This window comes from Mycoplasmopsis agassizii, from assembly GCF_002276225.1.
Lineage (GTDB): Bacteria > Bacillota_I > Bacilli_A > Mycoplasmatales > Metamycoplasmataceae > Mycoplasmopsis_B > Mycoplasmopsis_B agassizii_A.
In genome coordinates, this window is sequence record NZ_NQNY01000005.1 from 69094 (window position 1) to 81130 (window position 12037).

Here is a 12037-nt window from a genome sequence, read left to right on the forward strand (position 1 = left end):
TTCAAAAATTTGTTGCTCTTCAACAACATGTTTTCTTGAGTAAGCATCTAGATCTTGAATTGCTTCAATTCCTACCAATGGTTTACCTTCAATAAATTCAATTGAGGCTCCACCACCTGTTGAAATGTGGCTGAAGTATTTTTCAGCATCTAAACTTTCAATAGCAGCAACAGAATCTCCTCCACCTACTACTGAGAAAGTATTTTTAAGAGTTGAAATTGCATTAACAACTGTTTGAGTTCCAACTTTGTAATTTGAAAACTCAGTTACTCCCATAGGTCCATTTCAAAATACTGTTCTTGCAGCTTCGATACCTAATTCTTGATCACCATTTAGATATTTAGTAATTAATTTACCTGTTTCAGGTCCAATATCTAAAGCCATAAAAGTTGTTGGAATTTCAATTGGGTTATCAAAGTTATATTGAGGTTGTTTGTCTTCAAATGATTTTGCTAGAGCATGGTCAATTGGTAAAACAATTTTACCTTGATTATTCAATAAGAATTCACGAGCAAATTCAACTTGGTCTTCTTCAACCATTGAATTTCCTACACCAATATTTTGTGCTTTCATGAAGGTATAAGCCATTGCTCCACCGATGATTAATTTATCAACGTTATCAATTAAACTTTTTAAAACTAGAATTTTATCACTAACTTTTGCACCACCAATAATTGCTACAAAAGGTCTTTGAGGTTGTCCTAGAACTTCGCTTAAGTTAACAATTTCTTTTTTAATTAAGAAACCAACTGCACTTTCAGGAATGTAAGTTGCAATCCCTACGTTTGAAGCATGTGAACGGTGTGATGTACCAAAAGCATCATTGATGAAAACATCACCTAATGATGCTCAGTATTTAGCTAATTCAGGATCGTTTTTACTTTCAGCTTTTTCATTTAGATCTTCAAAACGAGTATTTTCCATCAGGATAATTTCTCCGTCTTTCAATCTTTCAATCGCTGCTTCTAAGCGTTTTCCTCTAGTTTTATCAATGAAACGAATATCTTTTTGCAGTAAATCAGCAAGTGCTGTTGCAACTGGTAATAAAGATTTTGTTTCTCTATCTTCTTTAGTTTTTACTCTTCCTAGGTGTGACATTAAAATAGCACGACCACCATTTTCAACAACATAATTAATTGTTGGAATAGCTTCTTTAATTCTTTTTAAAGAGGTAATCTTTCCTGTTTTCTTGTCAATAGGAACATTTAAATCTAAACGAACGATAACTTTTTTACCACTTAGACTTAAATCTGTAATAAATTTTTTCATAATTCCTCTCGCAACTTTTGCCCTTAAATTTATTCTGTAAGAATAGCAAAAGTTTTGTTGTAATGTTTTCCATTATTATATAGAAAAATGAAACTAAAAAAATTTAAAAAAATCAAAAAACAGATTTTTAGATAATTAAAAAGATGATTTTAATTTTTTGACTAAAAAGTTACTTTGTCTTTAATTTTTTTTACAAAAAATGACTTTTTGCTATTTAAAATAAAAATAGAAAATAAAAAAGATGATTTTTAAAAAATTAAAATTTTGCAAAAAAGCCGTTTTTTCCTTTCTATTGTGAGAAAAAAATTCAGAATAATTCTTTAACAAGTTAACTCTATTAAAAAACAAAGATGCCTTTTATTTTTTCAATTTACAAACTAAATTAAAAAATACTTATTAAGACAATATTTCAAAAACTAGTTAATTAATTTATATAATAGAAATCATGGGGGTGTAATGGTTTCGACAACTATTTTAAACTTATTATTGCAGTAGTGTGGCAGACTATAATTGCTTCTAGGCGTTTCAGCAAACGGAAACGAAAAACAAGAAGACTTCGAATACAACGACCTAATGATCGCTCAATCAAGTCAATACCAATCAAACCTAGCTTTTGCTTAGTTATTAGCAACTAGTCAGTTATTTAAAAGATTCATTTAAATAATCTGCAGTCTTTGAATCTCGAATTAATAATTAAGTCCGCTTATTAATTTTAAATTTAGGCTTCTTAAATAAATTACTTTTGTTATTGATAGTGTTTATTTAAGTATTAAATCAGTAACTAAACTGTAGACATAGTAAGACCTTAAAATGGTTGGACCGGGGTTCGACTCCCCGCATCTCCACCATGACTAAATTAGACCTAATCTCTTTTTTATTAAAGAGATTTTTTTTATTTTCTAAATAAAAAAATTAAGAAATAAATCTATTTCTTAATACACAAATTCTTTAATTCTTCAAGTTCATCTTTAGTCAAATTACGTGATTTACCTAGTGCTAAATTTTCTAAAGTTAAATTGCCATAAGCAACTCGTTCTAGTTCTTTAACCTTTTTATTAACTGCTTCAAATAAGCGTTTAACATGATGATATTTGCCTTGAGAAATTTCTACTTCATAAAGTTTAGGAGCAATTCTAAACACTTTTTGTAAAGATTGTTGATGATCTATTTTTACTTGATTAGAATTTAAAAAAGTTAAGTCTTCAACACTTAATTCTTCAGCAAGTAAAACATGATAAACACGTTTTACTTCAAAAGAAGGATGCATCATGCAATGAGCTAAATCACCATCATTAGTTAATAAAATTAAACCACGAGCATCATAATCTAGTCTACCAACTGGATAGACTTTGTACTTACTGTTAATTAAATGAGTTACACAAACACGATTACGATCATCTTTAACTGCAGAGATCACTTTAGGTGGTTTATTTAAAATTAAATAAACCTTATTAACTGTTTTAGTAACTACTAATTTGTTATTAACTTTAATATGATCTTGATCATCAACTAGCATGCCTAACTGTGCTACTTTACCATTAACCGTGATTAAACCTTCACTAATTCAGCGTTCAATTTCACGCCTACTTGCATAACCTAAAGTTGCTAAATACTTATTAATTCTAATCTTCATTAAATAGCACTTTTAATTAATAATTTGAAGGCGTTATCGCCTGCAATTTGAATGTTACGGTTGATTTCAGCAATATCTTTATTACCTGATAGATCAACAATATCAGAAACACTTTTAAAAGAACTGAAAGCAATTTTATTCTGAATTGCTGTATGAGCTAAAGCCGCAGTTTCCATGTCGTAAAGATCAGTTGTTAAAACATTTTTAATATAAAAAGCTTTTTCATATTCATAAATAAATGAATTTGCTGAAGCAATTTTACGTTTGTCCATCTTGGCAACATTTTTAAAATTAGTAAATAATTTAAAAGATTGAGGTTCGCCAGGAAGTTGTCCTGGTAAATATCAAGGTGTATCAACATCTGAATAATAAGCATCACTAATGATGAAAGTTTTAAACAAATCATCCTTATTTAGTGAACCTACTGCCCCAAAATTGTAAATAATTTTGGGTTTAAAAGTATTAATCATATCTTGCATTGTAATTGCTGCATTAACTAAACCAATTTTTGATCAACCTAAAATAATTTCTAAGTCCTTATTTTCCAATAAGTAGTATTTCCTTAAGTTTGTATCGACTGTTTTAGTATTTTTAAAGCCTGAATTAACAATAATATCTACTTCATTTTTATCAGCAACAATTAAGTGAATTCTTTTTTTAGCCATTTATCATCTCCATATAATTTTCTCTGACTTTGTCAGTTAAAGCACCTTTTTCTTTTAAAAATTCAAGATTTTTCTCTAAAAGTGCTTTGAAACCTAGTTCTAAATTGTCAAGAGCAAGTTTACGTACACTTTGAATACCTTCTCACTTGCGCCCGTAAGCCAATTTATCGGCAACATAGATAATTTTATCTAAAACTGATAAAGGCTTGATTTCCATTGTTGTATGATTTGCTAAGGCTTGAAAAATCTCTTCATCATCATTTTTATAAACATGTTTAAATCATAAAGATGCACTATGTTGATGATATTGATGTTTTTCAAAATGCTGATTAGGATAATACTTTTTAAGTAATCTTAGGTGTTGTTCATCCCTTCACTCTTTAGTGATATCGTGAATCATACCTGCATAATAAGCCTTTTTAAAATCTATACCATTTAGTTTAGCATATTCTCCTGCCAATTCTGCAGTTGCAAAACAATGTTTTGAACGATGAATAGTTAAATTCTTTTTAATATTTGAATCTAGATATAAATAATTAGCTGCATAATATTTTTTAACTTCTTCAGGGACTAAATCATAGCGACCATACTTAACATCAGTTGAAGAAAATTCTAAAATCGGATTATCCATAATTAAAGCACGATATTTTTTAGCATTCATTTTAGAAAAAGTTTTAGTACGCTTAGCAACTAAAATTTTGACATTAGCACTAATTCAGTCAATGCCCTCTCATTTATGTAACTTTGATAATAAATCACTGCCGATTAAAAAGTAAAGTTCATCATTAGGATATTTACTTTTAAAATAAGCAATTGTATCTTTAGTGTAACTGATAGTTTGTCTTTTAACTTCAAAATCAGAAATCTCATCTTCACTAGGAATTGCAAGTTCAAGCATTTTCACACGGTCTTTTGAAGATGAAATTTTAGTACCCTTTTTAAAAGGGTTTGTATTAGTAGGTACTCAAATGAAGCAATCACTAGCAATAAATTTTTTTGCATAATCAGCAATTTTTAAGTGACCCTGATGGATCGGATCAAAACTTCCCCCGTAAAGAATTATCTTACTCACATTCACCTGTTCCTAACTTAGTTTATTTTTTGAATCGATTGTTATAAAATGCTTTTATAATTTTATCATAAAATTATCTTTAAAGCCTTTATAATATTAAACAACAATGGCGAAAAGTAATAAAAGAAATTTAGCAGATGAACTAAGAGAAATCGATCACAAGTTATCGATTATTAGAGACGAGAATTTTATCAGTCGTGAAGAGTGAGTCCGTAGTCCTGATTTTGAAGTTAACTACAAAAAACCTGAAAAAGCACGTATTAGTAACTGAGGTTCTAAAGAAGAATTTTATGACACTTATAATCAAAGTGACCCTCGTGCTAAAGCACAACTATTCAGAATGACACAACGTATCCTCTCTCTTAATTCATCTAGTCAAGAAAAAAAACCTTATAAAAAAACTTTAAGTAAAAAGAATTTTTTACAGTATCTTTTTATTGTCTCTTTAGCATTTTTGGTATTAATTATTGCTGGAGTAACTTTTGTTTTTGCTTCATCTAGACACACCTTAATTTCATCTACAAATAACAATGTGCCTTTCATTTTAATTGCAACTGTTGTACTACTTTTTGGAATAGCTTTTAGCTTATATATTTTGCTAAGAACAAACAGAATTTTAGCTTATAAAAATGTCTGAATTAAAACTTATTTTGGTAAATGATGAAATCCTAAAAATGTTGCTTTTGCATTTTCAAATCAGGAAGCAATTAATAAAATTACTAGCTTAAAATCTACTGAAGTTTTAGATGTTTTTCCAGACATTTTTTCTGAACAAGATTTTCTAAATTTTCGTGTTTTATTTTTTAGAGAGTTTTATTTTTATGAAGCAATTAACCCTGCATATAAATTTAAAAGTAGATATAAATTCTATTCAAGAAACTTTTTAATTGCTACAGCCTTTTTAGCAGTTTTCATTATTGGTGCAGTAGTTTTATTTGCGCTTATTTAAGGATTAAAAAATGAAATATACACGAGCAAAAGGTGTTCAAGATTTTTATGAAATTAAGGCAAAAAAACTTGAATTAATTCGTAGTAAATTTTTTGAAACAATGAACAAATATAATTTTAATTATATTGAAACTCCCATTTTTGAAACAAGTGATTTATTCAAAAGAGCAACTGGTGAATTAAGTGACATTGTAAAAAAGGAACTTTACGAATTTAAAGATAAAGCAAATCGAGAGCTTGCATTAAGACCTGAAGGTACAGCAAGTGTTTTAAGAGCAATTGCTGAAAATAATTATGAAATACCTTTCCGTGGGTTTTATTTTGGTCCTATGTTTCGCTATGAAAGACCCCAAAAAGGGCGTTTTCGGCAGTTTTTTCAAGGTGGAATAGAATGACTTACAAATGCTGATTCTAAGTATTTTGCAGAAGTTATTTTAATTGCTATCGACTTTTTAAATTCATTAAATATAACTAATTACAAAGTCCAAATTAATTGATTGGGTTCTTTTGATGAAAGACAAAAATATAATAACGAACTTAAAAGATACTTTCAAAATTATGTTGATCAACTAGAAGAAGTATCATTAGCAAGACTAGAAAAAAATGCTTTAAGAATTCTTGATGATAAAATTGAAGCACAAAAAGATTTTGTTAAAAATGCTCCAATTTTATTTGATTATTTAAGTCATGAATCAAAACAAAAACTAGAAGATATTTTAAATATTTTGAAAACTAATTTAAATCAAAATATTGAAATTGAAGTCAATCAAAAACTAGTTAGAGGTTTTGATTATTATCAAGATTTAGTTTTTGAATTTATTGATAAGTCAGATCAATTAGGAGCACAAAAAGTTATTTTAGGTGGTGGCTCATATAACAATTTATTAAAAGAAATTGGTGGTCAAGATATACCTGGAGTTGGCTTTGCTTTTGGACTAGAAAGGCTACTTGAAATTATTAATTTTGAAGAGTCTAAAAAATTAAAAATTGTTGCTTATGCAACAACTGATAAAGAGTATTGAGATCTAATTATGATGCGTTCAAAATTAGTATTTAGAGATGTTGATTTTGAAATTGTCGAAAAGATAATTGAGCATAAAAAGGCTTTCAAAAATAAGAAAATTAAGGAAGCATCTTACTTAATTTTTTACGAAGAAAAATTAAGTAGATTTGTCTTAAAAAATACTCAAACAAAATTAATTTATGAAATTGAAAATCATAATTTAGATCAGCAATTAGAATTATTATTAAAGGAAAAAAATGAAGAAAATTAATAACGGAGAAATTAATGAATCGTTTCTCGAAAAAGAAATTGAAGTTTATGGGTGAGTACAGCAACACCGTAATTTTGGAAAATTAACTTTTATTGATTTGCGTGATGAAAGTGGAATTATTCAAATTGTTGTTAACGATTTAGAACAAAAGATTTCTAATGAAAGTGTTATCAAAGTTATTGGTGTTTTAAAAAATCGTAAAGATATTAATGAAAAAATTGCAACTGGAAAATTCGAAATTATTGCTTCTAAATTAGAAGTATTAAACTATGCACAAGAACTTCCTTTTGTTATTGATGACAATAATCATGTTAAAGAGGAACTATCAGGTAAGTATCGTTATTTAGAACTTAGAAAACCTAAAACACATGAAATTATTACTAAGCGCTTTCATATGATCAAGGCAATGCGCAATAAATTAGAAGAAAAAGGTTTCATCGAAATCGAAACTCCAATTCTAGCTAAGTCAACACCAGAAGGTGCTCGTGACTTCTTAGTTGCAACTAGAAAAGCAGGTCATTTTTATTCTCTTCCTCAAAGTCCACAACTCTTTAAACAACTTTTAATGAGTTCTGGTTTTGAAAAATATTATCAAGTTGCACGTGTTTTTAGAGATGAAGATGGGCGCAAGGATCGCCAACCTGAATTCAGTCAACTTGATATTGAAATGTCATTTCAAAGCCCTGAAATCTTACAAGCCATTGTTGAAGAAACTGTGCAAGCAGGTTTTAAAGCAGTAGGGATTGATATCAAAATTCCTTTTCAAAGAATGGATTATGATCATGCAATTAAATATTATGGTTCAGATAAACCTGATTTACGCTTTCAATATTTAATTGAAGATGCAGGTATGTTTTTTACTAATTCTGAATTTGACATCATTAGTAAAAAACAAAATATTAAATTAATTGCTAGTGATCATTTAATTACTAAAAAGGATCATAAATTTTTAGAACAAGTAGTTAAGAAAAATGGTGCTAACATCCTTTGATATTTTAATGTTGAAAATGGTGAACTAACAGACACTAACTTTGCTAAAAAAGATCTTGAATCAGTTAATAGAATTGTTAAGCATTATCAAACAAGAACTAAATGTTTTTTAATAGTGGCTGAAGATAATTATGATAAAACTCATCAAGCACTAGGTGCTATTAGAAATGAACTTAATTTATTATTTAAATTAAGTTCAGATGAAGAATATAAATTTGCTTGAATAGTTAATTGACCTTTATTCGAATATGACGAAAAAACAGATTCTTATGGACCTGCTCATCATGCTTTTACAATGTATGATAAAGATACATTAGTCAATGGTGAACTAGATTTTGTTAAAACTAGAGCTAGAGCCTATGATCTAGTTTTAAACGGTTTTGAAGCAGCTGGTGGTAGTGAACGTATTTATAGCTATGATATTCAAAGAAAAATCTTTGAAAAAATCGGTTTAACAGATGAACAGGTCGAAAACCAATTTGGTTTTTTTATAAATTCATTTAAATATGGTTTACCACCACATTGTGGAATTGCCTTCGGTTTAGAAAGAATGATCATGGTAGCAACTAAAAGTGAAAGTATTAGAGATGTAATTGCCTTTCCAAAAAATTCAAAAGCTCAAGATTTACTTACAGGTTCTCCTTCAGAAGTTACTCAAGAACAACTTGATGAAGTATTTTTAGAAATTAAAACAAAATAAAAATCAGCGTTGATGCTGATTTTTTAATTGATTGAATACTTCTCGAAATGATCTTCTAGGTCGATTTTAATTTCTGTTCACAATTTTTCATCATGATTGAAAATATCATCAATTTCCATCAATTTAAAACGGTCTTCTCCAATAAATTCTATTTCGCCTCTATCAAAAGCATCTCTCATAAATTCCATAGTTTCTTCTTCTTTTAGATGTCCTTTATATTTTTGAATTAGTCCTTTTATAGAATCTAGTCTTTCTTTTTTAACGTAGCCAGTTAATTCTTCACCAATATATTCTTCTGGATCTCTATCTTTTATTTTTTCTATAAGTTTATCAACATTAAGCCACTTTATAAAATCGTTTAATAATTCTTTTTTTGTTCTTAAATACGGAGATGATGAAATAGCACTATTGATAAAATCTAATATTTTTTTCTTATCGAAATTTTCATTTATGCTTTTACCAAGCAACATATTTATATCTTCTATTCTGTATGCTACTTCTTTGATTAAGGAAATTTCTCAAGCTATATCGATTTGATCTCTTAATTCTCAATTATTAGGATCACGTCTTATTGAATCCTTAAATTGATGATAAGCATCAAGATAAATTCTTTTATAATTATTAAATTCTTCTTCACTTAAAAGTTTCTTATTTCTAAATTCATCAGGATATGCTCTTAGTTTATTATTAGTTTTCATGATTGTGTTAAAAAGATTAATGAAATCTTCTAATCTTTCTTTATGTTCTAAAGTGATAGGTTCATCAGGTTTATATTGTCTTTTTAACTCACTAACTAAAAATTTGTAACCCTTAAAGTCTTCATAACCATAGTAATATTCATCAAAAGATTTTAATAAGACTAGATTTTTTGCATTCTCAATTGAATCCATATTGCCAAACGTTTTTATAGCATTTTCAACATCTTTTTCAATGTTTCTAAAAGCAACAATGTTACCAAACTCTTTAGTAACATCAAAAATTCTGTTTGTTCTAGAAAAGGCTTGAATTAGACCGTGCATTTTAACATTTTTATCAATTCATAATGTATTCAGAGTTGGTGCATCAAAACCTGTCAAAAACATATTAACTACTATTAATAGGTCAACTTGTCGATTTTTCACTCTTGCACTTAAGTCTTTGTAATACAACTCAAAATGCTCAGGTTTTGTGCTATAGTCGGTACCAAACATAATATTATAGTCTCAAATAGCATCATCCAATGCCCTACGATTACTGTCAGAAAGTCCATCTACATTTGAGTTATTTTCATCTTCAATATCTTCATTTGGAGAATAACTATAAATCATGGCTACTTTTATTTTTTCTGATTCATCAAGTCCTTGTTGTTGAATTTTAAAAAGATTGTAATAACATCTAGCATCTTCAATTGATGAAACTGCAAAAATTGAATTAAAACCGCTAACACTAATTTGCTCTGTTTTTTCTTTTATAGTGATAGGCTTTTTATTTAAAAGAGCTTGTTTGCGATTTTTTTCAGATATTCTAATAACTTCTTCAATATTTGTGACCATATTAATTAAATATGAATTCTTATCTTTTCTACCTGTCATGTCAGCAAAGTTCTTTAAGATATATTCAGTAATTTTTCACGACCTTGAATTTTCTTCACAATTATCTTCATATATTACATGACTTGCCTTTTCATTACCTTCATAAACGGGCTTTGCTGTCTCAGTATAAGAGACCTTAAATGGTAAGACATTTTTATCATCAATTGCATTTCCTATAGTATATATGTGTAATGGTTTTCCAAAAACTGATTCAGTTGTTTCAGAAGTCATATATTTTGTATCAACTTCGTCCGCTATGATATTTGAATCAGAATTTTGAGCAAAAATAGGTGTTCCTGTGAACCCGAACAAGTAATAATTTTTAAAACTTTTCGTTATATTTTTGTGCATTTCTCCAAATTGAGAACGATGAGCTTCATCAAAAATGAAGACTACATTTTTACTATATACAGCATGAGTTTTGTTATTTTTAACAAAGTTATTAAGTTTTTGTATGGTTGTAATTATGACTTTTTCTTGAGGATCTCTTGCTTCAAGTCTTTTTGTTAATGATCTTGTATCAATGGTTCCACTTACAGCACCTTCTTGAAATTTATTGTATTCCGTTAATGTCTGAAAATCTAAGTCCTTTCTATCAACAACAAAAATAACCTTATCAATAAAAGATTTTTTTGAAGCTAGTATTGCAGTTTTAAATGAAGTTAATGTTTTTCCTGAGCCAGTTGTATGTCAGATGTATCCTCCCGAATCCTTTGGCTTTAGTGCATTATTTTTGGCATATTCAATCTTATGAAGAATTTCTTCTGTTGCTTGAATTTGATACGGTCTCATTACTAATAATTTTTGATCAACTGTAAAAACAGAATATTTTGTAATCAATTTCAAAAGCGAATTTTTCTCAAAAAATGTTTCTGTAAAATCAAATAAATTTAAAATATTATTGTTTTTTGAATCAGCTCAATAATTTGTGAAATCAAAAGAGTGACTTGTTTTTTTATAAAGCAAGTCATCTTTTTTTACTTTATCCTGTTCTGCATACTTTGGGTTGTTCTCTTTTATTGAACTTTGTCTAGTAGTTGTTGAATAGTACTTTGTTTCATTACCGTTAGAAATTACATAAATTTGTACATACTGAAATAACTTACTACCGTTAAAAAAAGCTTTATTTCGATATTCATCAATTTGATTAAAGGCCTTTTTAATATCAACTGTTGGTTTTTTCAGTTCTATATGAACAAGGGGTAATCCATTAACTAAAATAGTGACATCAAACCTGTTATCACCTGATATAAATTGTCTAACAACTTCTAATTCGTTTTCACTTAACTTATCTTCATCTTTTTCAATTAATTTTATTTGAACAAGTTCACCATTTTCTTTTCTAAAGCTATATGTAGAATTTTCTTGAATTTTTCAGGTTTTTTCTTTAAAGTTTTCTTCATCTTTACTTAAGTACTCGCTAAGAAATTTATCTCAATCAGTATCTGAAAAAATATATTTGTTTAGCTTTTGAATTTGTTTTCTTAAATTTTTTATAAGCTTTTCTTCTGTTGTAAGAGATGGATCATAGCGAATGCCTTGTCTTCTTAATTTTCTAACAAACTCTTCTTCTAGGTCATGTTCTGAAATTTCTGAAGATATGTATTTAACATTTTCATTTATCTTATATTCTGTAGCTAGGGTTCAACCTTCTGTCTTTAATATTGTTTTATACTTATTTTTTTCCATAATTGCCTACAAATACTTAGTATTATTCACGAGTTTCAATCTCGTTAATAATGTTATCAATAGATTCTCTTAAGTGATTTGCATTTTTAACAATCACATTAATTTCGCTATTTAATTTTGTAATATCTACAACTTCACGATTATCATGTTTTGCTACATATGTATTAACTGCTAGGTTGTAATTTTTTTCTTGTATCTCTTGAATATTTACAAGTCTTGAAAAATG

7 protein-coding genes, 1 other RNA gene and 2 pseudogenes are annotated in these 12037 nt (G+C 28.0%); 4 read left to right on the forward strand and 6 right to left on the reverse strand.

Going from position 1 to position 12037, the window contains the following annotated elements:
- Positions 1-51: 51 nt before the first annotated feature.
- Positions 52-1269, reverse strand: a pseudogene (locus CJJ23_RS05255) (phosphoglycerate kinase); the annotation flags it as partial.
- 447 nt (positions 1270-1716) lie between these two features.
- On the opposite strand from CJJ23_RS05255, the gene ssrA reads away from it, so the two are divergent.
- Positions 1717-2117: a transfer-messenger RNA gene (gene ssrA, locus CJJ23_RS02210) on the forward strand.
- A 77-nt stretch (positions 2118-2194) separates the two neighbouring features.
- Here ssrA and CJJ23_RS02215 read toward each other — a convergent pair.
- The 3 genes from CJJ23_RS02215 to CJJ23_RS02225 are packed head-to-tail and all read right to left on the reverse strand — an operon-like array spanning position 2195 to position 4645.
- Complete coding sequence (locus tag CJJ23_RS02215) at positions 2195-2902, reverse strand: pseudouridine synthase (RefSeq protein WP_095334746.1); 708 nt, start codon at positions 2900-2902, stop codon at positions 2195-2197.
- Complete coding sequence (locus CJJ23_RS02220) at positions 2902-3567, reverse strand: hypothetical protein (RefSeq protein ID WP_084232817.1); 666 nt, start codon at positions 3565-3567, stop codon at positions 2902-2904. The genes CJJ23_RS02215 and CJJ23_RS02220 overlap by 1 nt, the downstream gene beginning before the upstream one ends.
- Complete coding sequence (locus CJJ23_RS02225; protein ID WP_095334747.1) at positions 3560-4645, reverse strand: nicotinate-nucleotide adenylyltransferase; 1086 nt, start codon at positions 4643-4645, stop codon at positions 3560-3562. The genes CJJ23_RS02220 and CJJ23_RS02225 overlap by 8 nt, the downstream gene beginning before the upstream one ends.
- A 100-nt stretch (positions 4646-4745) precedes the next feature.
- On the opposite strand from CJJ23_RS02225, the gene CJJ23_RS02230 reads away from it, so the two are divergent.
- The 3 genes from CJJ23_RS02230 to aspS are packed head-to-tail and all read left to right on the forward strand — an operon-like array spanning position 4746 to position 8551.
- Positions 4746-5588: a hypothetical protein gene (locus tag CJJ23_RS02230; protein WP_095334748.1), complete on the forward strand. Its 843-nt coding sequence runs from the start codon at positions 4746-4748 to the stop codon at positions 5586-5588.
- A gap of 10 nt (positions 5589-5598) precedes the next feature.
- Positions 5599-6861 carry a histidine--tRNA ligase gene (gene hisS, locus CJJ23_RS02235; RefSeq protein WP_095334749.1) on the forward strand — a complete coding sequence of 421 codons (1263 nt, stop codon included), beginning with the start codon at positions 5599-5601 and terminating at the stop codon, positions 6859-6861.
- Positions 6848-8551, forward strand: coding sequence for an aspartate--tRNA ligase (aspS, locus tag CJJ23_RS02240; RefSeq protein WP_095334750.1), 1704 nt, complete (start codon positions 6848-6850; stop codon positions 8549-8551). The genes hisS and aspS overlap by 14 nt, the downstream gene beginning before the upstream one ends.
- Before the next feature lie 23 nt (positions 8552-8574).
- Here aspS and CJJ23_RS02245 read toward each other — a convergent pair whose 3' ends face one another.
- Positions 8575-11811, reverse strand: a complete 3237-nt coding sequence (locus tag CJJ23_RS02245) for a type I restriction endonuclease subunit R (protein WP_095334751.1) — start codon at positions 11809-11811, stop codon at positions 8575-8577.
- 22 nt (positions 11812-11833) lie between these two features.
- A pseudogene (locus CJJ23_RS05020) lies at positions 11834-12037 on the reverse strand (type I restriction-modification system subunit M); the annotation flags it as partial.